At 60.9% G+C, this 24,894-nt stretch carries 21 protein-coding genes; 14 read left to right on the forward strand and 7 right to left on the reverse strand.

What is annotated here, in order from left to right; translation table 11 throughout:
- Window positions 1-400 precede the first annotated feature (400 nt).
- From efeO (AP059_RS04675) to AP059_RS04705, 7 genes are all read right to left on the reverse strand, one after another.
- Entirely contained in the window at window positions 401-1,225 is an 825-nt protein-coding gene (gene efeO / locus AP059_RS04675; protein ID WP_059762104.1) for an iron uptake system protein EfeO, read from the reverse strand.
- Window positions 1,226-1,248: 23 nt separating this feature from the next.
- Window positions 1,249-2,568 (reverse strand): iron uptake transporter deferrochelatase/peroxidase subunit, encoded by a 1,320-nt coding sequence (gene efeB / locus AP059_RS04680; protein ID WP_059762105.1) that lies wholly within the window; start codon window positions 2,566-2,568, stop codon window positions 1,249-1,251.
- 26 nt (window positions 2,569-2,594) lie between these two features.
- The gene (efeO, locus tag AP059_RS04685; RefSeq protein WP_059762106.1) at window positions 2,595-3,779 is read right to left on the reverse strand and encodes an iron uptake system protein EfeO; all 1,185 of its coding nucleotides are present in this window, start codon (window positions 3,777-3,779) and stop codon (window positions 2,595-2,597) included.
- Between the two features lie 8 nt (window positions 3,780-3,787).
- Entirely contained in the window at window positions 3,788-4,630 is an 843-nt protein-coding gene (gene efeU / locus AP059_RS04690; protein WP_059762107.1) for an iron uptake transporter permease EfeU, read from the reverse strand.
- 134 nt (window positions 4,631-4,764) lie between these two features.
- Window positions 4,765-6,894 (reverse strand): oxidoreductase, encoded by a 2,130-nt coding sequence (locus AP059_RS04695; protein ID WP_059762108.1) that lies wholly within the window; start codon window positions 6,892-6,894, stop codon window positions 4,765-4,767.
- 48 nt (window positions 6,895-6,942) lie between these two features.
- Window positions 6,943-7,770 (reverse strand): alpha/beta fold hydrolase, encoded by an 828-nt coding sequence (locus AP059_RS04700; protein WP_059762109.1) that lies wholly within the window; start codon window positions 7,768-7,770, stop codon window positions 6,943-6,945.
- A gap of 17 nt (window positions 7,771-7,787) precedes the next feature.
- Window positions 7,788-9,119 (reverse strand): spinster family MFS transporter, encoded by a 1,332-nt coding sequence (locus AP059_RS04705; protein WP_059762110.1) that lies wholly within the window; start codon window positions 9,117-9,119, stop codon window positions 7,788-7,790.
- Between the two features lie 253 nt (window positions 9,120-9,372).
- On the opposite strand from AP059_RS04705, the gene AP059_RS04710 reads away from it, so the two are divergent.
- From AP059_RS04710 to AP059_RS04775, 14 genes are all read left to right on the forward strand, one after another.
- The gene (locus tag AP059_RS04710; RefSeq protein ID WP_059762111.1) at window positions 9,373-10,107 is read left to right on the forward strand and encodes an SDR family NAD(P)-dependent oxidoreductase; all 735 of its coding nucleotides are present in this window, start codon (window positions 9,373-9,375) and stop codon (window positions 10,105-10,107) included.
- A gap of 22 nt (window positions 10,108-10,129) precedes the next feature.
- Window positions 10,130-10,903, forward strand: coding sequence for an SDR family NAD(P)-dependent oxidoreductase (locus AP059_RS04715; RefSeq protein WP_059762112.1), 774 nt, complete (start codon window positions 10,130-10,132; stop codon window positions 10,901-10,903).
- Between the two features lie 45 nt (window positions 10,904-10,948).
- The gene (locus AP059_RS04720) at window positions 10,949-11,578 is read left to right on the forward strand and encodes a nuclear transport factor 2 family protein (RefSeq protein ID WP_059762113.1); all 630 of its coding nucleotides are present in this window, start codon (window positions 10,949-10,951) and stop codon (window positions 11,576-11,578) included.
- Window positions 11,579-11,587: 9 nt separating this feature from the next.
- Window positions 11,588-12,661 carry an alkene reductase gene (locus AP059_RS04725; protein ID WP_059762114.1) on the forward strand — a complete coding sequence of 358 codons (1,074 nt, stop codon included), beginning with the start codon at window positions 11,588-11,590 and terminating at the stop codon, window positions 12,659-12,661.
- On the forward strand, window positions 12,658-14,520 hold the full coding sequence (locus AP059_RS04730; RefSeq protein WP_059762115.1) for a long-chain-acyl-CoA synthetase: 1,863 nt from the start codon (window positions 12,658-12,660) through the stop codon (window positions 14,518-14,520). The genes AP059_RS04725 and AP059_RS04730 overlap by 4 nt, the downstream gene beginning before the upstream one ends.
- Window positions 14,513-15,598, forward strand: a complete 1,086-nt coding sequence (locus AP059_RS04735) for an MBL fold metallo-hydrolase (protein WP_059762116.1) — start codon at window positions 14,513-14,515, stop codon at window positions 15,596-15,598. The genes AP059_RS04730 and AP059_RS04735 overlap by 8 nt, the downstream gene beginning before the upstream one ends.
- 67 nt (window positions 15,599-15,665) lie before the next feature.
- A complete protein-coding gene (locus AP059_RS04740) occupies window positions 15,666-17,336 on the forward strand; it encodes a DUF1302 domain-containing protein (RefSeq protein WP_059762117.1) in 1,671 nt (556 codons plus the stop codon).
- Between the two features lie 73 nt (window positions 17,337-17,409).
- Window positions 17,410-18,621: a thiolase family protein gene (locus tag AP059_RS04745; RefSeq protein ID WP_059762118.1), complete on the forward strand. Its 1,212-nt coding sequence runs from the start codon at window positions 17,410-17,412 to the stop codon at window positions 18,619-18,621.
- A 5-nt stretch (window positions 18,622-18,626) separates the two neighbouring features.
- Window positions 18,627-19,571 carry a bifunctional OB-fold nucleic acid binding domain-containing protein/MaoC family dehydratase gene (locus AP059_RS04750; RefSeq protein ID WP_059762119.1) on the forward strand — a complete coding sequence of 315 codons (945 nt, stop codon included), beginning with the start codon at window positions 18,627-18,629 and terminating at the stop codon, window positions 19,569-19,571.
- A 634-nt stretch (window positions 19,572-20,205) separates the two neighbouring features.
- Window positions 20,206-21,096 (forward strand): VOC family protein, encoded by an 891-nt coding sequence (locus AP059_RS04755; protein WP_059762120.1) that lies wholly within the window; start codon window positions 20,206-20,208, stop codon window positions 21,094-21,096.
- A 10-nt stretch (window positions 21,097-21,106) separates the two neighbouring features.
- Entirely contained in the window at window positions 21,107-21,982 is an 876-nt protein-coding gene (locus AP059_RS04760; protein WP_059762121.1) for a CoA transferase subunit A, read from the forward strand.
- A gap of 11 nt (window positions 21,983-21,993) precedes the next feature.
- Window positions 21,994-22,791: a CoA-transferase subunit beta gene (locus AP059_RS04765; RefSeq protein ID WP_059762122.1), complete on the forward strand. Its 798-nt coding sequence runs from the start codon at window positions 21,994-21,996 to the stop codon at window positions 22,789-22,791.
- Window positions 22,792-22,806: 15 nt separating this feature from the next.
- The gene (locus AP059_RS04770; protein ID WP_059762123.1) at window positions 22,807-23,709 is read left to right on the forward strand and encodes an enoyl-CoA hydratase; all 903 of its coding nucleotides are present in this window, start codon (window positions 22,807-22,809) and stop codon (window positions 23,707-23,709) included.
- Window positions 23,709-24,782: an NAD(P)H-dependent flavin oxidoreductase gene (locus tag AP059_RS04775; protein WP_059762124.1), complete on the forward strand. Its 1,074-nt coding sequence runs from the start codon at window positions 23,709-23,711 to the stop codon at window positions 24,780-24,782. The genes AP059_RS04770 and AP059_RS04775 overlap by 1 nt, the downstream gene beginning before the upstream one ends.
- Window positions 24,783-24,894 lie beyond the last annotated feature (112 nt).

Consider the following 24,894-nt stretch of genomic DNA (forward strand, 5'->3'; position numbering starts at 1 on the left):
TCACGCGCCCAGAGGATTAAAGCTCATTGCGCAAAAAGGTAAAGTCATCGGGCTGCGTTATCTACATGATTTCGTTGCGAACTCTTGACCCTGCTGTGCAAGGACAGTGCATACGTTAAACGCACTTTTGTGAAAAACCTATGAAAGTCAGATCAACACATCGTGTTTCCAGAAACCAGACAGCTGCTATTCAGGAAAGTATTTACGGCGTCAAAACTTAATCCGAATGCCAGGCGTGTTTTTTAACTGACAGTAAATACTGGCGAACACTTAGTTGGTTTAAACCCTGAGCAAGCTTTGCAATTAAACAGTCGGCAGCGTTATTAAACGGGTGGAAAAAACAGCGTCAATCTGCGGGTATGTGACGCAGGTCACATCGATTGACGCTGTGGTTGAGCGTTTAGTTCAAACCCAGCTTGCCGCGCAAGGTAGAAAGGTCTTCGGCCAGGGTATTGACCGGGCCAATCAAGGCTTTGCGGTCGTTTTCCTTGACCTTGTCGTAGGTCTCAAAACCACCGTCTGCGGTTTTGTACTTGGCCAGGATGGTGTTCACCGTGGTGAAGTTTTTATCCACCTTGGCGGCAAAGGCGCTGTCGTTTTGTTCGAGGTAAGGTCGCAACAGATCAACAATCTTCTTCGCGCCATCGACGTTGCCCTGGAAGTCGTACAAGTCGGTGTGGCTGTAACGATCCTCTTCGCCGGTGACTTTGGTCGCTGCCACTTCTTCCATCAGTGCCGCCGCGCCGCCCACCACTTTTTCCGGCGGGAATGTCAGGCCAGCCACGCGGTTTTGCAGGTCTTTGACGTCTTTGTTCAGGCCGTCAGCCAACTGATCGAGGCCCTGGGTGCTGTTTTCGGAAAACAGGCTGTATTCGATACGGTGAAAACCGGTGAAGTCGGCTGCCTTGACCCCTTGTTCGTGGTCGTCGACCCGTGAATCGATAGACGCATCCAGGTCGCTGAACAGCTCGGCAATCGGCTCAATCGACTCGTAGTACACGCGAGTGGGGGCGTAGAGTTTTTTAGCGGTGGTCAGGTCGCCTTTTTTCACCGCATCGGTGAACTGCTGGGTGTGGCTGGCCAACTCATCCAACTGTTCGGTGACGTAGATCTTGTAGTCGGAAATCGGCGCCACCAAATCCAGGGGCGCCGTTGCCGCGAAAGCCGACAGTGGGGTGTGGAGCAAACCTAAAGCGAGAAACAGGGCAAGCGGCGTCTTCTTCATGGGGCTTTTCCGGGAGGTTGAGGTTAGGCGCGGGGGTGGGGTGATGCGGCATCGAGCAATGAACGCCCAATGAAATCCTGGTCGTCGTGCACACCCGGCAAGGTGAAGAAATAGCCACCGCCTATAGGCTTGAGGTATTCCTCCAGCGGTTCGCCGTTAAGCCGTGTTTGCACTGCGATAAAGCCTTGCTCCAGGTCGCGCTGGTAGCAGATGAACAGCAAGCCCATGTCCAGTTGGCCGTTTTTGTTGACGCCATTGGAGTAGTTGAACGGTCTGCGCAAAATCAGGCTGTTGCGGGTCTGTGGGGTGCGCGGGTTCGCCAGGCGAATGTGGGCGTCGAGCTGGGTGATTTTGCCGTGGGGGTCTTTGCTGTAGTCCGGCACGTCAGTTTCGCGGCTGCCATCCATAGGCGCGCCGCTGGCCTTGCTGCGCCCAAAAATACTTTCCTGCTCTTGCAGGGGGGTGCGATCCCAGCGCTCGACGAAATTGCGGATGATGCGCACCGCTTGATAACTGCCATCGACCGCCCAGCGCGGCTCGTCGCTACCCGGTTGTACCCACACGATCTGATTCATGGCGGTGCGGTCATTGGAGTCGGGGTTGGCCGAACCGTCACGAAAGCCCAAAAAATTACGCGCACTTTGCGCCGGCTCGCCGGGTTTGGCCGGTGCCTGCGGCGGCACGGTGCCTTCTTGTTTCCAGCGCACCAGCAGCAAATCCGGCAGGTTCTTAACAATGTCGCGCAGGGCATGGATGTTGGTGTCGGCGGTGTTGGAGCAGAACTGCACACTCAAGTCGCCATGACACTGTGCGGGGTCGAGGGCATCGTTCGGGAAGCCTTGCATGCGGTTCAGGCGTTTGGGTTTGACGCCGGACAAACCAAAGCGCTCATCGAACAATGACGCGCCCACCGAGACGGTGATGGTCAGGTTGTCGGGGGTGACCACCGGGCCGAGGATGCCTGAATCCGTGGGCGGCAGCTTGGGGTCCACCTGGACGACCGGCCCGCCGGTCATCAGGAAGGCGATGCGCTCATCCAAAGTACGGAACAGGCGTTCGAGGTCTTCGCGGTCGCTGGCCAGCACATCAAATGCCACCAGCATGCCCGCAGCCGGGCGCGGGGTGACGATGCCGCTCTGGTGTTGGCCGTGAATGTCGTGATGGTCACGGGTCTTGTCGCTGCTGGGCGCCTGGGTGACTTGCGCGTTCGCCGGGGCGCTGGCCGCCATGGCTGGGCAGCTCAGGGCGCCGCCCGCCAAAGCAGCACCGGCCACTCCCATGCCCATCAGTAGGCGGCGGCGTTGCAGGTTGAAGTCGTTGGGGCTGTGTGGTGAATCGCTCATGTGCATCTCGTCTGCAATTACAGGCTTTAAAGGCCGAGGGCGGGGTCGATTCCATCGAGTGCGTCGGCCAGAGCCTTGGCCTGGGTGCTGATGTGTTGGCGTTGCGTGCTCGTGACCGTGTCGTACGGGAGGTAGCCGTTGGGTGATTTGAGCGCATTGAATTCGGCCTCCAGCGCTGCGCTGGCGTTATCAATGTTGAGCAGGATGTCGGCGTTGTTCTTGGCCAGTAACGGGCGCAGCAGTTCCACCACTTTGCGTGTGGCTTGGAGGTTGGCGGCGAAGCCATTGATGTCGATATGGCTGTAGCGCTCTTCTTCACCGCTGTTGGCGCGGGTGTCGGCCAGGTTGTGCAGGGTGCGGGCCACAATGTTGACCAATTGCGCAGGGGGCAGTGATTGCGCCAACAGCTGTTGCTTGAGCTGCACCACATTGGCCTGCAATTGTTCGGCAACCGGGGCCAGGCCCTGGGTGCTGTGTTGGTCGAACAGACCGTATTCAAGCCGGTGAAAACCGCTGAAGCCTGGGTCTTGCTCGCGCTGCTCAAAGTAATCGGCACGGGCATTGATCGCGTTGTCCAGCTCTGCCAGTCGTTGCGCCGCTGGCGCTAGGCGCTGATACGCCTCGCGAGCGGGCACATACAGGCTTTGCGCGTGCTCAAGCTCGCCCGCCGCAATGGCGTGCGACAACCCGTCAACGGCATTGATCAACGCATTGCTTTGGCTGCTGAGGTAGACCCGAAATTCGGACAGCGGGCCGATAAACGCGACCATTGAAGGCGGGGCCTTGGCGCTGGCTTCTGATTCAGCCGTCGGGGTGACGTGCAAGGTGCCACGCGGGTTACTGAGCAAGCCGCAGGTGATGACGTAATCGCCCGGCGCCAAAGTTGCGTTGATCACCTGGCTGAGACCGGGGGCAATGTTTTCGCGCTCTTCGACCACCAGCACGCCGTCGAGAATTTCCCATTCCACGGCGCGTTCAGAGGCATTGACGATGCGAAAGCTATTGAACCCGGCAGGCACGCTCAGTGCGTTTGGCTCGCAACTGTGGGGGTGAATCGTGACGGTGATTTCATTGCTGTGAACCTTGCGTTTGGCCGCAGCCAGTTGCGAGGCGTAATAGAACAGCCCGCCGGCCGCGATCATCACGATCACCGAGCCAGCCACTGCCCAGCGCAGGGCGCGAGGGGGTGTACCGCTTGCAGGGGTAGACATGCAGGACCTTATGGGTTTGTCACGCGAGAAGATTGAGGCGCTTGAGGGGCGCCGGGAGCCTGAAAAAACATCACCAGCGCCACCGCCAGATACATCACATACGCACCGAGCACGCTCACGGTGGGCGCATCCTGGTACCCGAACATGCCCGCCAGCACTGAGCCTGTTGGCCCGTCCATCGGCAGGGTGGCGCTCAGATCAAAGACCACGCCTTGCAGGTGATTCCACAACCCGGCCTCGTGCAGTGCCTGCACTGAATTGGCCAAAATACCGGCGGCCACTACCAGAATGAACAGGCCGGTCCAACGGAAGAACAGGCCGAGATTGAGGCGCATGCTGCCGCTGTAAATGGCAAAGCCCACGCCAATCGCCAGCATCAGACCCAGCAGTGCGCCCACCGGGGCTGCGGGGCCTTCGCTTTGCTGGAACACGGCAAGGAGGAAAAAGACGGTTTCGAGGCCTTCACGGGCCACGGCAAAAAACACCATCGCAATCAGCGCCGTGACGTGGTGTTTGGAGCCAGCGAGGGCGTGATCCAGCGAGGTGTGCAATGTGTGCTTGATCGAGCGCGCGACCTTACGCATCCAAAACACCATGGAACTGAGAATGCCCACGGCGATCAGGCCGACAATGCCTTCGAACAGTTCCTGTTGTTTTTGCGGGAATTCGGCACTCATCAATTCCAGGCCACCGCCGACCAACAGCGACAAGGCGGCGGCCAGAAACACGCCGATCCACACGGCGGGCATCCACTGCCCGCGTCCGGTTTGCTTGAGGTAACTGGCAATGATGCCGACGATAAGCGCGGCCTCAATCCCTTCGCGCAGCATGATCAGAAATGGAACCAGCATGGGAAGCGCACCGCGTTACGAATTAGATAGGGTGCTAATTTGTAACATAGTGATACGTATTGCTAAACAAGAATTGATTGCATTCGCTGAACGGTGGCTGAACAGATGACGTAAGCCTGCCGTCATTGCAGCGCTCAGGCTTCCCGTCCAGCCTTATGGCCCGCGCTGATGGCGCCTTCGATGTAACCGATGTGCTGACAATCGCCAATACTGCGCGCCTCAAGCCCGGCACGGGTCAGTTCATCCAGCAGACGGGTATCGGGTTGCGCGCCAATCGCCAGCACCACCGAATCGGCCGCACTGGTGCCGTGTTGGCCGTCTGCCAATTGATAATGCACTGCACGGGCATCAATCAGCGTGACGCTGGCGTGGGTGATGAGCTGGCCACCCAGCGCGCCAATTTCATGCAGCACCCGCCAGCGCCGCACGATGGCCAGCTCGCGCCCCAGATGGCCGGAACTTTCCAGCACGCACACCTCACGCCCGCGTGCGATCAGGAACTCTGCCAGCTCCAGCCCTACCAGTCCGCCGCCGATAATGGTCACGCGTTTGCCCAGCGGCATCCATACCCGTGACAGTTTTTGCAGGGCTTCGCTGCTGTCGGTGATCCCCGCCAGGCTGCCGGCTTTCATCATTGCGCGTTGGGTGAGCGACAGTTTACGTTTGGCGATTTCATCGGCCCGGTCGCCGGTCATTAAGCGGCGCAACTCGTCGCCGCTCCAGACGTGATCCAGGTGTGCACCGGGGATGGAGGGGGCGGCGCGTTCGGCGCCCACGGCCACCAGCACCTGATCGGCGCCAAGATCGCGCAGCAAGGCGGGGTTGGCGAGGGTGTTGAGGCGAATATCAATGCTCGAGTGCTGCACCTGGGCGCGCAGGTTGTCCAGCAGCCGTGCGTTTTCGGCATAGGCCAAACCGGCAAAAAACAGCGTGCCGCCCAAGCGGTCACTGCGCTCGAGCAAGGTCACGCGGTGCCCGCGCAGGCTGGCCACGCGCGCGGCTTCCATGCCCGCCGGGCCAGCGCCCACGACCACCACGTGGCGGGGCGTGAGGGCAGGGCTGATGAGGTATTCGAACTCGTGCCCGGTCATGGGGTTGACCGCACATTTGACCCGCTCGTTGACAAAAATCTGGCTCACGCACACGTAACAGTAAATGCACGGGCGAATGCTCGCGGGTTGTTCATTGAGCAGCTTGTTGGGCAAGTCAGGGTCGGCCAGCAGCTTGCGGCCCATGGCGATGAAGTCGCAGTCGCCACGCTTCAAGGCAGCTTCTGCGACCTCAGGCTCGATGCGTCCGACAGCAATCACCGGCACCTGCACGCTGCGCTTGAGCGCAGCCGTCCATTGCATAAAGCCCGCCGGTTGATGCACCAGCGGCGCCTCGGTAAACACTTCGCCGCTGATGATGCGTGCACTGGCAGACACGCTGATCGCGTCGACGCCTGCGGCTTGAGCCATGCACGCAACGGCCTTGGCGTCTTCCAGCGTGATACCGCCGGGGGTGTGCAGCTCTTGGGCATCCAGGCGTAGCCACAGGCCGAATTGGGCACCGACTTTGGCCCGCACTGCGGCGATGATTTGCAGCAGCAAACGCGCGCGGTTTTGCAGTGACCCGCCGTATTGATCCTCGCGCTGGTTGTAATACGCAGAAAGAAAGCCCGCGATGATGTAACCGTGGGCTGCGTGCAGTTCTACGCCATCAAAGCCTGCACGTTGGGCGCGCTCGGCGGCGCTGGCGAACCAGTCGATCATTTGGGCAATGTCGGCGTCGTCCATGACCCGGATTGGAGACCCTTCGGCGCGGCGTTTCATGGAACTGACAAAGTTGGCCAGTTCTTGGGGCGTCAGCGCCGCCATCATGTCGCTTTGCAGCACCGGCGGGACGGAAGGCACCCACAATTGGCGACCTTCAGCCATGTCGCGTACCGAGGTCTTGCCTGCATGTTGCAGTTGCATGGCAATTTTGGCGCCGTGCTGGTGAACCCGTTCCGCGAGGCGGCTGAGGCCGGGGATGAAGTCGTCGCTGGACACTCCCACCTGAAACGGTTCGGCGGTGCCAGCCGGGAAGGCCACCGAACACACACCCATGATCAGCAAGCCCGCGCCGCCACGGGCACGGGCTTCGTAATAGGCTTGAATGCGCTCGCCGCACTGGCCGTCGGCCTCGGCGTAGTTGGAACCCATGGGCGCCATGATGATGCGGTTACGTACTGTGAGTGAGCCGATGCGACCGGGAGCCAGCAACTGAGGGAATGTTGTCATTGTGATGTCAGCCCAAGCAGATGTTTTGAAGGGGGTAGGCGCGGGTGTTTACGCTTTCAAAAATGCCAGGCACGCGGTGTTGAACAGCTCACGGTGTTCAACTTGCACCCAATGACCGCAGCGGTTGAGCAGGATGAAGCGCGCATTCGGTGCGTGTTTGAGCACTTTCAAGGCACCACTGGCCGGGTTGAAATGGTCGTCTGTGCCCCAGAACCCCAAAATCGGCGCTTGCAGCTCCTCAAGGCGTTCGGTCATGTTCGCCACCTTCATCGTCGAGAACAAATGGCGCGGTTGATGCACCGCCACGGCCACGCGCTCGGCCAGCAAGGTGTCGTCCAGCTGCGAGCTGTCGAACAGTTGCAGGCTCATGACCTGGCGCATCTGTTCAATGCCCAGCGGCCCTGCGTTGTACAACTCGACCATGCGCTGGATACCGATCATGTTGAAGTAGGTATCGCGGTCTTCGACGCCGCCGGGGGCCATCAGGATCAGTTTTTCCACCCGTTGTGGCTCGGCCAGTGCCAGCCCCAGCGCAATGGCACCGCCCAGCGAATTACCGAGCAACGTGGCCCGCCGGACCCCGACCGCCTTGAGAAACCCCGAGAGCGCGTTGACGAAAAAATCCAGGTCGTAGTGCACGTCTTCGGGTTTGTCCGAGCGCCCAAACCCGGGCAAGTCCAGCACCAGGTTACGAAAGCCTGCCGCAGCAAACGCCGGGTAATTGCCTTTGAAGTTACTGAACCCGCTGGCGCCGGGGCCGCTGCCATGCAGCCACACCACCACGGGGCCGCAGCCCTCATCCAGAAAATGCAGGCACAGGCCGTTATCCAGCGTGACGAAATGCCCGATTGGCAGGGGCAGGTCTTGTTCAGTCATCAGGCTATCTCCAGGCATCAGGCAGTGACCGCTTTGCCCAAGGGCGCAGCGGCAGAGGTGGGGTTGAGCAGGTGGTTGCGATAGCGCGGCAAGGCCAGGGCCAAAAAGATCGACGCCAACACCAGCAGCGATACGCAAGAGGCCAGGGCATAGCGCAGGCCTTCGTGACCCAGCGTGTGGGCGAAACCGTCGCTGAGCATGCCAATCAATAGCGGTCCGACCCCCACGCCGAGCAAGGTCATGGACATCACGAAAATAGCCGTGGCCTGGGCCAGACGCGTGGCCGGGAACAGGTGTGAAATAGCGCCCAGACACGGGGTTGCCCACCATGTGCCGAAGAAGCTGAACACCGAATAAAACAGGAAGGCGGTGGGCACGGGTGTAGTGCCGACATAAAACGCAGTACCGGTTGGCCACAGAAAATACGCCAGCGCGAACGGAATGCTGATCAGTGTGCCCAGCAACGGCACACCGATTTGCCAGCCTTTGTCGCGCCGCGCCAATCGGTCGCACAAAATGCCGCAGGTGAGGGTGCCAAACGTTGCGCCCGCACCGCCTGCCACCCCGGCCAGCAGCCCGGCGTCTTGCAGGCTCAGGCCGTGGGAGCGAATCAAAAAGCTCGGGCTCCAGGTGCCAATGGCATAGCCTGCGATGGCGGCGGAGCCGCCGGTGAGCACAATCCACAAAAATGACGGGGTTTGAAACAGTTGCCGCACCGTCACCGCCCAGTGGTCTTGCAGCACATCTGCCGCTTTGACCAGTTGCGCCGGTTTAGGCGCACGCACCGTGAGCAACAGCAGCAGGCCGAGGAAAATACCCGGTGCCCCGATGATCACAAACGCATGCCGCCAACCGTAGTGTTGAGCGATCCAGCCACCCAGACCCAAGCCAAAGATCGCGCCGAGGCTGGAACCGAGCATCAACACTGACAGGGCCGTTGAGCGGCGATGCGGGGGGTACAAATCGGAGACCATCGCCATCGACGGTGCGGTGCCCCCGGCCTCACCGATGGCCACGCCGATACGCGCCACCACCAGCATGCTGAAACTGGCGGCCAGGCCGCAGAACATGGTCATCACGCTCCAGGCGATACAACTGAACGCGATCACGGATTTACGGCCGATGCGATCGGACAAGCGCCCGAGTGGAAAGCCGAACACGGTGTAAAACACGGCAAAGGTCACGCCCGACAGCAGACCGATGCCCGTATCGGAAATACCGAATTCGGCTTTAACGGGTTCAATCAAAATCGCCATCAACAGGCGGTCGATGTAATTGAACACGTAGATGGCGGCGAGCACGCCTAACGCATAGTGAGTTCGCCAAGTGGGACGCAAAGGTGTGGTCACGACGGGTTCTCCCGGTTTTTTGTTCTAGTGGGGGTGTTATTTCACAAGGGCTGCGCGGGGGGCATCGTCCATTCAGACCAAATGACTCGCTCGCAGCGTGCGGCAACGATTTCACGCGATAAATCATCGCTTCGCGGTTTAGTCCCATCGGACGATGTTACGCGTGGGTGCTCAGTCAATCATTGCTCCCGTATCCCGCCATCAGCCTTAACACGCTGTAGTCGGGCAGCTGTTTGGCAAGCGGGAGGGTTGCATGAAATTACTCAATAAAGTGGCTTTTATAACGGGCGCAGGCCAAGGCATGGGCCGGGCCATTGTTCGCTATTTTGCCGGGCAGGGCGCCATCGTGGTCGCTGCCGACATCAATCTGGAGGCCGCACGCCAAACCATCGAAGGGTTGGGCGATAAAGCCTTGGCAGTCAGTTGCAACGTGGCGGACAGCGATAGCGTCGCCAGCGCGATGGCGGCCGTGTACGCACAGTTTGCCCGCTTTGACATTCTGGTGAACAACGCCGGTATCGGCTCCATAGATGCTTTCGCAGACACGCCGGATGAGCACTGGCAGCGTGTGATCGGGGTCAACCTCACCGGGCCGTTTTTCTGTAGCCGCGAAGCCGTGAAGCTGATGCTCAAGGACGGCACGCGCGGTGTGGTGATCAATATTTCCAGCACTGCCGCGCTGACGGGCGAAGGCCCTGGCCATTACTGCGCAGCCAAGGCCGGGGTGATGGGGCTGACACGCAGCATGGCCCGCGAATTGGCCGGGCACGGCATTCGGGTGAACACCCTGGTTCCCGGCCCGACCAACACCCCGATGATGGCCGACATTCCCGAAGACTGGATGCACAGCATGCTCAAGGCCATCCCGCTGGGCCGAATGGGCGAAACCGATGAAATCGCGCGTGCGGCGGCATTTTTGGCCAGCGATGACGCGAGTTTCATCACCGGGCAAAACCTCGCCGTGAACGGCGGTATGGCCTTTATCTAATCGGGTGACGGGAGTGTCAGGCATGGGTAATCGTTTGCAAGACAAAGTGGCCTTTATCACCGGCGCCGGTTCCGGCATCGGCGCGGCAACCGCGTTGCGGTTTGCACAAGAAGGCGCCCTGGTGGTGCTGTGTGGCCGGCGTATCGAGCCGCTTGAAGCAGTGGCGGCGCAGATCCGCGACGGCGGTGGGCGTGCCGAATGCGCGGTGGCCGATGTCAGCGATGAAGCCGCGTACGTCGCCGCCATCGGCGCGGCCGCCGAGCGTAACGGGCGGCTGGATATTTTGGTCAATAACGCGATGGCTTATAGCTGGGGGGCGATTGACAGCACCTCAACGGCTGACTGGCATTCCAACTTCGCCACCACGGTGGACGGCACGTTCTGGGGCACGCGCACCGCCCTGAGTGTGATGCGCGCCCAGGGCAGCGGCTCGATCATCAATATCGCGTCTATCTGCGGGCTGTTCGGCACACCGTGGATGGCCGGGTATTCGGCGGCAAAAGCTGCGGTGATCAACTTCAGCCGCGCGGCGGCCAGTGAAGGTGCCAGCCACAACATTCGCTGCAACGTGGTGATTCCGGGGGTCATCGAAACCCCGGCCACCGGCGGCATGCTGGCTGACAACACGACGCGCGCCAATACCGAAAAACTGATCCCGCTCAAGCGTGTGGGGCAACCCCGTGAAGTGGCCAACGCCATTTTGTTTTTAGCCAGCGACGAAGCCTCGTACATCACCGGCGCCAGTGTGCCGGTCGATGGCGGGCGCAGCAGCGAGCTGTACACGGTATTGGAATAGCCCTCAGGGGCACGGCTTTTAAAGATCGCTTTAAGGACACCGTTTATGGAACAGAACGCCTTGCTCGTTCGTATCGACCGGTTGGAGTCGATTGAAGAAATTCGCCAGTTGGCAGGTAAATACGCATTGTCGCTGGACATGCGTGACCTCGACGCACACGTCAACCTGTTCGCCGAAGACATCCGGGTCGGTCGTGAAAAAACCGGGCGCGCGCACCTCAAGGCCTGGGTCGATGACACGCTGCGCGAGCAGTTTCATGGCACCTCCCATCACCTGGGTCAGCACGTGATCGAGTTCACCGACGCCGATCATGCCGTGGGCGTGGTGTATTCCAAGAACGAGCACGAGACCGGCCCCGAGTGGGTGACCATGCAGATGCTGTATTGGGATGACTACGAGCGCAGGCAGGGCCGTTGGTATTTTCGTCGCCGCTTGCCCTGCTACTGGTACGCCAGTGACTTGAACAAACCGCCGATAGGCACGCAAAAAATGCGCTGGCCGGGGCGGGAACCCTATGCCGGCACGTTTCACGATTTGTTCCCGTCATGGAGCGAGTTTTGGGCCACCCGCCCGGACAAGGCGCAACTGCCTGAAGTGGCCACACCTGCGCCCCTGGAACACTTTCTTGCGACCCTGCGCCGTGGGGCTGGCGCACCGAAAATCCGCGTGCGCTGAGGAGCTGCCATGAGCATTTTGTTTGAACCTGTGCGTCTGGGTGATCTGCATTTGGCCAATCGCATCGTCATGGCGCCCATGACCCGCAGCCGCGCCGATCAACACGGCGTGCCAACGGCCGAGATGGTTGAGTATTACCGCCAGCGGGCGTGCGCCGGACTGATTGTGGCCGAAGGCACTGCGCCTTCGGCCAGCGGACTGGGCTATTGCCGCACACCGGCGATTTATAACGCAGCGCACATCGCCGCCTGGAAAGCGGTGACCGATGCGGTGCATGCCGAAGGCGGCTTGATCGTGTTGCAACTGATGCATGTCGGGCGAGCCGCGAGTGCGCACAACAAACCCGCAGGGGCGGCGACTGTTGCGCCATCGGCCTTGCGCGCGCGCACCCAGTTGTTCACCGATGCACATGGGCTGGTGGATGCCGACGAACCTCAGGCGCTGTCCGTATCAGGCATCGCGCAGGTGGTGGAGCAATACCGCCAGGCAGCGTTGAACGCCCGCGAAGCCGGGTTTGATGGGGTTGAATTGCACGCCACCAGCGGCTACTTGCCGATGCAGTTCATGGCCTCGGGCAGCAACCGGCGTGACGATGCTTACGGTGGCAGCGTGGCAAACCGCATGCGTTTCCCCACGCAAGTGCTGGCCGCGATGGCTTCGGCCATTGGCGCAGGGCGGGTCGGGCTGCGGCTGTGCCCCGGTAATCCGTTCAACGACATCAGCGATGACGACCCGCAGGCCACGGCCGAAGCGTTGTGCAAAGCCGCTGAACCGCTGGATTTAGCCTATGTGCACATCATGCGTTCGCCATTGGCTGAACTGGACGCCTTCGCCCTGGCGCAACGGCATTGCAGCAGCGGGTTGATTTTGAATGACGGTTTTGACGGCGCCAGTGCTGAGGCGGCGTTGCAAGCAGGCCAGGGCGAGGCGGTGTCGTTTGCCCGCCACTTTATCGCCAACCCGGACCTGGTCGAGCGCCTGCGCCACGGTCTGCCACTGGCACGTTTGGAGCGCAAAACCCTGTATTCCCCAGGCCCTGAGGGTTACAGCGATTACCCACGGGCCGGAGCGCTGGCGCCATGAATGACATGACCCCTATCAGCGCCAGCCGGGTAACACGCCAACAGCCCGTACCGCGCGAGCACACCCAGGCGCTGCTTGACGTGCGTGCAGCCGCCAGCGCGCGGATCAAACCCGCCGACCTGTACACCTTGGCCGACCGCCTTGAAGCGCAAGCGCTGCACTGTGCTGACCGGCCCTTTTTGATCGATGGCCCCGAGACGTTCAGTTACGCTCAGGTCGATGCCCATGCCCACCGCATGGCCCATGTGTTTTACGACAACGGGCTGCGCCCCGGCGATGTGTGTGCGCTGGCGATGGAAAATCGCCCGGCGTTTTTTTTCAGTTGGTTCGCGCTGGTCAAACTCGGCGCCGTGGTGGCCTTTATCAACACCCAAGTCAGCGGCAAGCCGCTGGTGCATGCGCTGGCGTCCACGGGTGCCAAGGCGGTGGTGCTGGGTGAAGAATGCCTGAGCAATATGTTGTGCACTGAGGGTTTACCGGATGTGCCGTGGTGGTTGATTGCCGATGCGCAAAACCCGTGTGAGGTGGCGCTGCCCGCGAGGGTGGACACGAGCATTGAGCAGCAAATAGAGCGTGCGCCGCGCACCCCGTTCCCCCGTGAATACCGGGCCAATATTCCTGCCCAGAGCACCACGCTGCTGATTTTTACCTCGGGCACCACCGGTCTGCCCAAGGCGGCGTGTTACAGCCATATGCGCTGGATGGCGTCCGGTGATGTGATGCACGTCACCCTGGGCGCTACCTGTGAGGATGTGTTTTATTGCTGCCTGCCGCTGTACCACGGGGCAGCGGCCACCTCGGTCACGTCCACGGCCCTGAGCGCAGGGGCGAGCATTGTGGTGCGGCGCAAATTCAGCGTGCGCGAGTTCTGGCCCGATGTGCGCAAGCACCGCATCACGACCTTTCAATACATCGGCGAGATCTGCCGTTACCTGCTCAATCAACCCCGCGTTGCCGGTGAACGTCAGCACAGCTTGCGGTACATGTTGGGTGCCGGGCTGACTGCCGAGGCGTGGCAGCGTTGGCTTGAGCGTTTTGGCCCCATCCGGGTGTTTGAAGGCTGGGGCGCGACAGAAGCCAATGCCAACCTGATCAATGTCGACAACTACGTGGGTTCTTGCGGGCGCGTGCCGGACTGGAGCCGCACCAACTTGCGGCTGGTGCGCTATGACGTCGAAAGCGACAGTCATCCACGCGACGAACAGGGGTTTTATCAGCGTTGCCTGCCTGGCGAAGTGGGGGAAGCGATGGGGTTTATCGTCAACCATCCGCACAGTGGTGGTGGCCGCTTTGAGGGGTACACCAACCCGCACGCCACTGAAAGCAAGATCCGCCGCGACGTGTTTGAGGCCGGCGACGCCTATTGGAGTTCGGGCGATTTACTGCGCTACGACGACGATGGGTATTTCTACTTTGTGGACCGCATAGGCGACACCTTCCGCTGGAAAAGTGAAAACGTGTCGACCCTCGAAGTGGCCGACACGCTGAGTGACTTGCCAGGCCTTGAGCTGATCAACGTGTACGGGGTTCAGGTGCCGCAGCACGAGGGGCGCGCCGGTATGGCTGCGATTTTGATGCAGGCCGGTCAGTGCTTTGACCCGCACACTTTTTATGACCTGACCGAGGCGCGCTTGCCGCGCTATGCCGCGCCGCTGTTTGTGCGGGTATCGGCCGCTGCCGACCTGACCAGCACCTTCAAATTGCGCAAAGTCGATTTGCAACGCCAAGGCTATGCGCCCGAACTGTTTGCCGACCCGCTGTTTGTGCGTGACGACAGCGCAGGCACTTATCAGCCGTATTCATTGGACGCTCTGGCGCGTGCCGGTTTGCCGCCATTCGTGGGCAACGGCCATGCGTGAAATCGACGCCCAGGGCCATGAATGGCGTGATGGCCTGCGTTATCCGTGGCCGCACGCCCCGGCCAATGGGCAGGTGCAGGTCGTGGCCGAGGGCGTTGTGTGGTTACGCATGCCGCTGCCCTTTGGTCTGGACCACATCAACCTGTATTTGCTGCGCCACGGCGATGGCTGGGTGGCAGTCGACACCGGCCTCAACACCGCGCAATGCCGCACAGTGTGGGAGCAGGTGTTTGTCGAGGTCATGGGCGGCCTGCCGCTCAAAGCGGTGATCTGCACCCACTTTCACAGCGATCACACCGGCGTGGTGGGATGGCTGGCAGAGCGCTTTCGTTGCCCGGTGTTGATGACCTTGGGCGAGTTCGACGCACTGCATCACGGGCCACCGCAAAGTGCGACGCCGGACTGGGCGTTTCTGGACTTCTATCAACAAGCCGGTTTCAGCGAGACAGACGCCGCCGCGCTGCTGCCCTTGATTCAGGTCGAGCATTTTCGTCCCCAGACGGTGGCCGGTTTTATCCGCCTGAATCAGGGCAGTGAGTTGATCATCGGCCACCGCCGCTGGCAGGTGGTGGTGGGCAGCGGCCATTCCCCCGAGCACGCGTGCCTGTATGCCGCGCACGATCGGCTGCTGATTTCAGGCGATCAAGTATTGCCGCGTATTACCTCAACGGTCGCGGTGCATGTCACTGAACCCCAAGCCAACCCATTGCGCGACTGGCTCGACTCCATCGAGCGCTTGCGGGTGATCCCGGACAGCGTGCTGGTCCTGCCTGCGCATGAGCGACCGTTTTTTAATCTGCATGCGCGCCTTGATCAATTGCGTGATCACCACGCGGGCCATTTGCAGCAGTTGCTCGACGCCTGTGAAACGCCGCGCACGGCGCTGGAGATGATGGCGGTGCTGTTTAAAAAACGCGCGGGGTGTTTTGACGACTTGATGGCCGTGGGCGAGACGCTGGCGCACGCCAACTACCTCATGGCCCGGGGAACCCTGGTGCGTGAGGCGCAAGGCGGGCTGCTGCGTTATCAGCGCGCCCGCACCGGCCTCACTCCGTTCAACCCGCTCGAGCTGTGTTGAGTGGGCGTGTGCAATGACGCTTGAACCCATCGATGCGGCCTGCGTGTCGCGAATCAGGAGAGTCAGTGTGATCAATAAAAACAACAATAAATGGCCGGAGCTTCGCCCGCACAAGGTCCAGGTCACCGGTTTGGCCGCCGCCGTTGCGTTGGTGTCCGGCCCGCTGTGGGCCGGTGAAACCCTTGAGTTCGATAACGGCGCGACCCTGGATTGGTCGGTGACCACCAGTTATGGCATCGGTATGCGGCTGGGTGATCCGAGCAACCGGCTAATGGGCATCAATGCCGACGACCCCAACCGCAACTTTGACCAGCACAGCCTCACCACCAACCGCGTGGGTGCACTGGGCGAGATGATCTTGCGCAAGGACAACTACGGCGCCGTGGTGCGCGCCAGTACCTTTTATGACGATGTGTATCATCGCGGCAACGACAACGATTCCCCCGCCACGGTCAACAAATACGGGAGCAATGACACCTTCACCCGCGACACGCGCACGTTCAGTGGCGGGCGCACGCGCTTGCTCGATGCATATGTCTTCGGCGGCTGGCGCTTTGCGAACGACACCATGCTCGACGTCAAGGCTGGCCGGCATATCGAGTCGTGGGGTGAAAGCCTGTACTACCCCGGCGTTAACGGTGTGCAGAACCCGTCCGATGCGGTCAAGGCCGCGCAACCGGGGGTTGAGGTCAAGGAAGTGCTGCTGCCGGTCGGGCAGGTCTCGGCGTCGTACCGCATCAACCCGCAAATCACCTTGGGCGGCTACGTGCAATACGAATGGAAGGGCACCGAACTGCCCCCCGTGGGCAGCTACTTATCGACCTCGGACGTGATCGGCCCGGGCCGTGAATTTTTGTACGGTGCCGGGGGCGCCAAGGTGCCTTACAACGGCACGGATGAGCCAAGGGACAGCGGGCAGTGGGGCGCACAGATCCGCTTTCGCCCGTTGCCTGAACTGGAAATGTCGCTGTTCCATGTGGTGTACCACGACAAAAACCCGGCCACCGCCTTGATGGGCTATGACCCGCTGCCAATCAACAATGGCCAGTACGCGTACACCAGTAACGGTTATCGCATCAAATACTTCGAAGACATCAAACTCACAGGGATCAGTGCCACCACCAAGGTCGGTGACACCCAGATCGGCGCCGAGTGGTCGTACCGCGACGGTGCGCCGGTGATGGTCAATACCGGGCTTGGGCCAGTGCCGACCCGGGGCAAAGGTCAGCAATTGCAAGTTTCGGCAATGCGCATTCTGGGGGACCGGCCGTGGGCCAGTCAGACCACCTTGACCGGTGAAATCGTCACCGTGCGCGTGGACGACGTGGAAGATGCCTCGGGCGCGCCGAACTTGCAGGGCCTGCCCCTGGACCCGCGCTATGCAGGCGCCGTGCAGTCGTCCAACGATTACACCTATAAAACCGGCTCGGCCTGGCGCACGCGCTCCTCCAGTGCCTATACCGTGGGTGCATCCTTCAGCTATCCGGGGGTTTTCACGGGGTGGGACCTGGAAGTACCGCTGACCTATTCCGATGTCTTCAGCGGAGCGGCACCGATGTCCGGCACCATCGCAGGAGTAGCGGGGGACCGGCGTCTGAGCGCAGGCACCACCTTCAAATACCTGAGCAACCTGGAAGTGTCGCTCAAGTACATCGCGTACCTGGGCGAACCGGACCCGGTCAAGCGTCCATTGGCTGACCGTGATTACGCCACGTTTTCGATGAAATACACGTTCTGAACCCCGGCTGCCTGTCGGGGCGAGCAAGCTTGGGCCGACAGGCGTGTGTTGAATTGACGAAAGAGAGAAACCCATGGGGCTTAAAGGTCATGCGGCCATTGTTGGCAGCGCGCAGTACACACCCGAAAAATACGCCACGGCGCCGCGTATGTTTCATCTGGAGCAAGTGGCGGATCTGGCCGCACAGGCGCTGCGTGATGCCGGGTTACAGGCATCCGACCTCGACGGTCTGGTGATTAACGGCCCGCAATTTCACGAAGCCTCGGTGTTCGTGCCCGCGATGGCGGCCGAGTACCTTGGGTTGCAGCTTAACTTTGCCGAAGTGGTGGACCTGGGCGGCTGCACTTCGGTGGGGATGGTGTGGCGGGCAGCCGCCGCCATTGAGCTGGGGTTGTGTCAGGCAGTGCTCTGCGTGCTGCCTGCGCGCATGGCGCCGATGGGCCCCGATGAAGACCCGAGCTGGATGGCGCGGGCCATGCGTTTTGGTGGCCACAGCACCGCCTTCGGGGCGCCGGAAGCCGAATTTGATTTGCCGTACGGGCACATGGGGCAAAACACCGGCTACGCCATGATTGCCCAACGATATGGCGCGCAATACGGCTATGACCCCCGGGCGCTGGCCAAAATAGCCGTCGATCAGCGCACCAACGCGCAGTACAACCCGCAGGCGATGTTCTATGGCCAGCCGCTGACCATCGAGCACGTGCTGGCGAGCAAAAAAGTCGCTGATCCGCTGCATGTGCTGGAGATCGTCATGCCCGTGGCCGGAGGCGCCGCATTGATCATTGCGTCCAAAGAGGTGGCCGCACGCGCGCGCAAACGCCCGTCTTACATCACAGGGTTTGGCGAACACCTGGCGTACAAATCGCCCTCTTATGCCCGCGACATGCTGCACACCCCCATCGGCCCTGCTTCACGCCGCGCCTTTGACATGGCGGGGCTTAAGCCCAAGGACGTGGACGCCGCCCAAATCTACGATTGCTACACCATCACGGCTCTGCTGACCCTTGAGGATGCGGGCTTTTGCGCCAAGGGCGAGGGCATGAGTTTTGTGCGCGAACACGACTTGACCTGGCGCGGGGATTTCCCGATGAACACCCATGGCGGGCAACTCAGTTTTGGCCAGGCCGGGTCGGCGGGCGGGATGAGCCAAGTGATAGAAGCCGTGACGCAAATTGCCGGAGGGGCGGGCGCGCGCCAACTCAAACGGTGCGACAGCGTGTACGTCTCAGGCACCGGTGGGGTGATGAGTGAGCAGGGCGCGCTGATACTTCAGGGAGCATGAATCCAATGTCCAATAACAAACCAATGCCTGTTGCGACCGAGATTTCCGCACCGTTCTGGGAAGGCTTAAAGGCCGAACGCGTGCTGATTCAGCAGTGCAACGCGTGCAGCCACTGGGTGTTTTACCCACGGCGGCATTGTCCGGCCTGCTTGGCCCACGACCTGAGCTGGCGTGAAGTCAGCGGCGGCGCAACGCTCTACAGTTTTACCGTGACACGCATCCCGACCTTGCCTGATTTTGCCGACGAAATGCCGCAGATACTGGCGGTGATCGAGTTGGACCAAGGGGTGCGTATCAACAGCAATCTGGTGGGACTGGATGAGTGCGAGGTGAACATTGGCATGCGTCTGCAACCGGTATTTGCCGAGGTGGATGCCAAAGGCAATCGGTTGTTGCGCTTTACCGGGGTCGACAAAGACGCAGCCGGCCTCAAAACCTGGGGCGCGGTCGAGCAGCCTGTACCTGTGAGTGAACCGGGCGTTGCACGGCGCCAGATAGCGTTGGATGACGTCGACGCGTTGCAGTCACTGATCAGCGAAACGTTCAGCCCGTGGAGCAATCAGGTGGTGGTTGACCAGGCCCTGATCGATGCGTTCGCGCAATTGTCCGGCGATGACTACTGGATTCACACCGATCCCGAGCGGGCGCGCAAACACAGCCCGTTTGGCGGCACCATCGCACACGGAGCGCTGGTGCAGATTTTGCAGTCACGCCTGCAACTGAACCTGGGGTATGAAATCACCGGTTTCAGCAACATGGTCAACTACGGCTCGAATCGCTTGCGCTTCCCGGCACCTGTGCCTGCGGGGTCAACCATTCACGCGCGAGCCAGGGTCAAACAGGTTGAACAAATCAAAAGCGGTACTCAACTGACCCTCGAAATCAACACCCATGTGCTGGGCAACGACCGTCCTTCGGTCATCAATGAACTGGTAATCGTGTATTTGTAGCCGCGATCTGCAAGGCGACGTCCGAGCGCGAAGAGCGTGGACTGCCTGAGACACCACGTTGAAAGGTTCTACGGCCGCTTCGCGCCCGCACGCAGCCTCGCATTACTCGTCAGCGACTACACCGAGCTGGGCGTAGCAGTTGCCGCAGGCGACGTCCGAGCGCGAAGAGCGTGGACTGCCTGAGCCATCACGTTGAACGGTTATACGGCCGCTTCGCGCCCGGACGCAGCCTCGCATTACTCGTCAGCGACTACACCGAGTTTGGCGTAGCAGTTGCCGCAGGCGACGTCCGATTGCGAAGCGGTCGTAAATCCACTGACTGTGACGTTGAACGGTTCTACGGCCGCTTCGCGCCCGGACGCAGCTTCGCGTTACTCGTCAGCGGCTACACCGAGTTGGGCGTAGCAGTTGCCGCAGGCGACGCCCGATTGCGAAGCGGTCGTAAACCCGTTGAGCGCGGTCTGCCTGCGCCATCACGCTGAACGGTTCTAAGGCCGCTTCGCGTTACTCGTCAGCGGCTACAGGGTCAGAGTTTAAGCGGGCTCATCGGCGTTAGTCTCAACGGACGATGATCTGTGACACCTTCCTTCCCATACTGCCCTCAGCCCATACAAACAGGCGTTGAGGAGCAGGCATGATCGACATTCGTGGTTTGAGCTACTTCGTTGCAGAGTCCGCCGACCCGGCCCAGTGGCAGCGTTATGCCCACGATGTGCTGGGGATGATGGTGGCCCCGGCACCCTCGGGCGGGCTGTACGTGAAGATGGACGAGCGCCCGTTTCGCATGTTGATTGTGGCCGGTGGCGAGTCGCGCTATTTAGCTTCGGGGTGGGAGTTGCCCAATGAAGCGGCTTTCAATGACGCCATCGACACGCTGAATCAGGCCGATGTGAGCTGGCGCCCGGGCACCGCCGAGCAATGCGCTCAGCGCGGCGTACAAGCACTGCTGCATGTCACGGACCCTTCGGGTAATCGCCATGAGTTGAGCTGGGGGCATCGTTCCGATTGCCAGCCCTTTGTCTCGCCTCAAGGCGTACCGGGTTTTATTACCGGCGACATGGGGTTGGGGCACACCGTGCTGCCAGCCCCCAATTTTGATGCCACGCTGGCCTTCGCCAAGGATGTGTTGGGGTTTGAGCTGTCGGACATTTTCAACTTCCGGCCCGACCCGTCTGCACCGCCCATTCGCATCCACTTTTTGCATTGCAGGAACAGCCGCCATCACAGTTTGGCGCTGGCTGAATACCCGGTGCCGTCGGGGTGCGTGCATGTGATGGTCGAGGTCGGTTCGATGACGCAAGTTGGCCGCGCTCACGACCGGCGCATTGCGCATGACGTGCCGCTGTCGGCCACGCTGGGCCAACACCTGAATGACCACATGACCTCTTTTTATATGAAAACCCCTTCAGGATTTGATCTGGAGTACGGCTACGGCGGCTTGTTGGTGGATTGGCAAGCCCATAGCGCATTTGAATTCACCCGGGTCAGTCTCTGGGGGCACGACTTTTCGGTCGGCCAGCAGTAAGGAGCAAGCGATGAACAAGCAAATGACAGCGGCTGACGTGGTCGGCCAATTGCGCGACGGCATGACCATCGGCTTCGGTGGTTGGGGCCCTCGGCGCAAGCCGATGGCAATCGTGCGCGAGATCCTGCGTTCGCACGTCAAGGACCTGACCGTGGTGGCCTATGGTGGCCCGGAAGTGGGCATGCTGTGCGCCGCCGGTAAAGTCAAAAAACTCATATTTGGCTTTGTCACCCTCGATGCGATCCCGCTGGAGGCTTACTTTCGCAAGGCCCGCGAGGCCGGTGAACTGGAGCTGATGGAGCTGGACGAAGGCATGTTGCAATGGGGTCTGCGGGCGGCAGGCATGCGCTTGCCGTTTCTGCCCACGCGCTGTGGGCTTGGCACCGACGTCACACGCCTCAATCCCCAGATCAAGCTCGTGCAATCGCCGTATGAGGAGGGCGAGGTGCTGTTGGCCATGCCAGCGTTAAACCTCGATATCGCCTTTTTGCATGTCAATGTTGCGGACCGCCTGGGCAACACGCTGATCACCGGGCCAGACCCGTACTTCGACCACCTGTATGCCAGGGCCGCCCGGCAGTGTTTTGTCTCGTGCGAACGCATTGAGGAGCGCTTGAGCCTGGATGCCCGACAAGCACGCTTTAACACCTTCGAGCGTTATCTGGTCAGTGGCGTGGTGCATGCCCCGTGTGGTGCGCATCCCACCTCCTGCCCGTCGGATTACGGTTGGGACATGGAGCACTTGAAGCGCTACAGCGCCAGTGCCGCCGAAGAAGGTGGCTGGCAGGGCTACATGGCCCAGTTTGTGACCGCGGGTGAAAGTGCGTATCAGGCCAGCAATGGCGGTATTGATCGGTTGCACACACTGCCGCTGCCCGTGTTTTGAGGAGGATGACCATGACTGCGACGTGCGAATTTACCTTGGCCGAGCTGCTGATCGTGGCCGCGAGCGAAGCCTGGCGCGGTAACGGCGAAGTGATCGCTTCGGGCTTGGGTGTGATCCCGCGCCTGGCCGCGAGCGTGGCCAAAATGAGTCACAGCCCGCAATTGCTGATGACCGACAGTGAGGCGTTTTTGGTCGAAGAGCCGGTGCCCTTGGGGCCGCGCGATGATGTTGAAACGCGTTACTCAGGTTATCTGTCGTTTGAGCGGGTGTTTGAGTGCGTGTGGGGTGGGCGCCGTCACGCGATGATCGGCCCCACCCAGGTCGACCGCTGGGGCCAGACCAACCTGTCGTGCATTGGCGATTACCGCACCCCAAAAGTGGCGATGCTCGGCGTGCGTGGTTTGCCCGGCAACAGCATCAATCATCTCAATTCGTTTTTCATTCCTGCGCACAACACCCGGGCCTTTGTTGCGGGTGAAGTGGACATGGTCTCGGGCGCAGGGTTTAAGGATGAGCGCTGGGAAGAAGGCATGCGGCGCGACCTGATGGACATCGGCCTGATCGTGACCGACCTGTGCGTCATGGACTTCGGTGGGCCGGATCGCGCAGTGCAAGTGCGCTCTGTGCACCCCGGTGTGAGTTTTGAGCGGGTGCAAGAGAACACCGGCTTCCCCTTGCTCAAAGCCTGCGACTTTAAGCAGACCGTGGCCCCGAGCGCAGAACAGTTGGCGTTGATCCGCAGGCTCGACCCGCATGACTACCGCGCCGCCGCGCTCAAGGGCAACCCGCCCGGCATTCGTCAGCCTTGAAGGCAAGGACACTCTATGAGCCGCGACCCTGAATTTGTGCAGCGCGTGGATGGCGCTGTGTATGAAACCGAAGAACCGGTGCTGTATAGCGTCGCCGACGGCATCGCGAGCGTGACGCTGAACCGGCCGACGGTAAACAACGCGCAAAATTCGCAAATGACCTACGCACTGGACGAGGCTTTCAGGCGGGCGGTGAATGACGACGAGGTCAAAGTCATTGTGTTAGGCGCCAATGGCAAGCATTTCTCGGCGGGCCATGACATTGGTACACCGGGGCGGGACATCAACAAACCCTTTGAACGTGCGCACTTGTGGTGGGACCACACCAACAAGCCCGGGGGTGAATACCTGTATGCGCGTGAGCAGGAGGTGTACCTGGGCATGTGCCGACGCTGGCGCGAATTGCCCAAACCGACCATCGCGATGGTGCAGGGTGCGTGCATTGCAGGTGGCCTGATGCTGGCCTGGGTCTGCGATTTGATCGTGGCCAGTGACGATGCGTTTTTCCAGGACCCGGTGGTGCGCATGGGGATACCGGGGGTTGAGTACTTTGCGCACCCTTATGAGTTGAATCCGCGCATTGCCAAGGAGTTTCTGTTTACCGGTGATCGCATGGATGCCGGGCGCGCTTACCAAATGGGCATGGTCAATCGCCTGTTCAGCCGCCAAGAGCTGCAAGCCGGGACGTACGCCCTCGCGGCTGCCATCGCCAGGCAACCGCGCATGGGGCTGGCGTTGACCAAGCAGGCGATCAACCACGTTGAAGACTTGCAAGGCAAACGCTCGGCAATGGACGCGGCGTTTGCCTGGCATCACTTTGCCCACAGCCACAATGAATTGCTCTCGGGCGACAAACTCGGCGGTTTTGATGCCAAAGCTATGGCGCAGGCTAACAAGGCAGCGGCGGGGGAACGGTGATGAGTGCGTACTTGAACACGGCGTTGACCGTGGCATTGGGCTGCCGCTATCCCATCGTGCAGACCGCTATGGGGTGGGTCGCCGATGCCAATTTGGTGATTGCCAGCAGCCAGGCGGGCGCCTTCGGATTTTTGGCCGGTGCGACCCTTGCACCCCGGCAACTGGAAGCCGAGATCAAGCGGGTGATTGAAGCCACGGGCGGGAGCAACTTCGGGCTCAATTTCCATATGTTTCAAGAAAACGCTGCGCAGTGTATTGACCTGGCCATTGCTTATCGGCTGCGCGCCGTCAGCTATGGTCGCGGGCCTGATGCCCGAACCATCGAGCGCTTTAAAAAAGCCGGGGTGTTGTGCATTCCCACGGTGGGCGCACTCAAGCATGCAATCAAAGCGGTTGAGCTGGGGGCTGACCTGATCACCGTGCAAGGGGGCGAAGGCGGTGGTCATACCGGCGGCGTGCCAAGTACGATTTTATTGCCTCAAGTGCTGGATGCGGTGCAGGTGCCCGTGATTGCCGCGGGCGGTTATTCCACAGGGCGTGGGCTGGCCGGGGTATTGGCCAGTGGGGCTGCCGGGGTTGCAATGGGCACGCGTTTTTTGATGACCCGCGAATCGCCCACCCCGCTTGCCACGCTGGAGCGCTACGTCAAGGTCACAGACCCGCAGCAGATCCGGGTAACCACCGCGGTGGACGGCATGCGTCACCGCCTGATTGAAAACGCATTCATCAATCGCCTGGAGCGGGCCAGTGCGTTGGGTCGCTTGCGCATTGCCCTGGGCAGCGCCTGGCACTGGAAGCAACAGACGGGCATGAGTGTGCGGCATATGCTCAGTGTGTTTGCCCAGTCGCTCAAAGAAGACCCAGGCGCGTTGTCGCAAACCGTCATGGCGGCCAATCAACCGGTGTTGCTACAGCGCTCAATGGTGGACGGCCTGCCGGATGAAGGGATTTTGCCCAGCGGGCAAGTGGCGGCAGCGATTGGCGAGTTGATGAGTTGCCAGCAGGTCATCGATGACATCGTACGGGAAGCCGAGCGGTGCCTGATGGCCGTCAGCGCGCCGTATAACCTGTAGTCGCTGACGAGTGGTGCGAGGCTGCGAAGCGGTCGCAAAACCATTGACACTCTGAACGTGTAGTCGCTGACGAGTAATGCGAGGCTGCGTCCGGGCGCGAAGCGGCCGTAAA

Origin of the sequence: Pseudomonas sp. TAA207, from assembly GCF_001529285.1 — a bacterium.
GTDB classification, from domain to species: domain Bacteria; phylum Pseudomonadota; class Gammaproteobacteria; order Pseudomonadales; family Pseudomonadaceae; genus Aquipseudomonas; species Aquipseudomonas weihenstephanensis.